Origin of the sequence: Streptomyces sp. NRRL F-2664 (genome assembly GCF_000719345.1) — a bacterium.
Lineage (GTDB): Bacteria > Actinomycetota > Actinomycetes > Streptomycetales > Streptomycetaceae > Streptomyces.
Genome location: NZ_JOFX01000482.1, coordinates 1 through 305 on the forward strand (window position 1 = coordinate 1; position 305 = coordinate 305).

Genomic DNA, 305 nt, shown 5'->3' on the forward strand with positions numbered 1-305 from the left:
GCCCTGGTTGCCTTGGCCGCCGTGATTGCCGCCGTGCTTGTTGTCGCCCATCAGCCCTTGGCCTCCCCAGCCGCCCCGAACGCGGCCGCTGCTTCGTCGTCGGCGCGCTCCAGGTTCCGCGCCGCTTCGCGGATGGTCTCCTCGACCTCGAAGAGCACCTGCATGAAGTCACCGATCCCGTGGACCGCGGACTCCTCGTGGCCCACCGCGACCTCGCGCAGCCGACGGCTGATCGCGTCGCTCACCCAGTTGTTGCCGAACTTCAGCTCGACGTCGAGGTTGTTGACCGCCCGGCCGTGCACGTT

General features: G+C 68.9%; 1 protein-coding gene. It reads right to left on the reverse strand.

Annotation, left to right across the window (positions count from 1 at the left end):
* Positions 1 to 50: 50 nt before the first annotated feature.
* A partial coding sequence (locus IF89_RS0136615) for a hypothetical protein (protein WP_158718178.1) occupies positions 51 to 305 on the reverse strand: 255 nt, incomplete at its 5' end.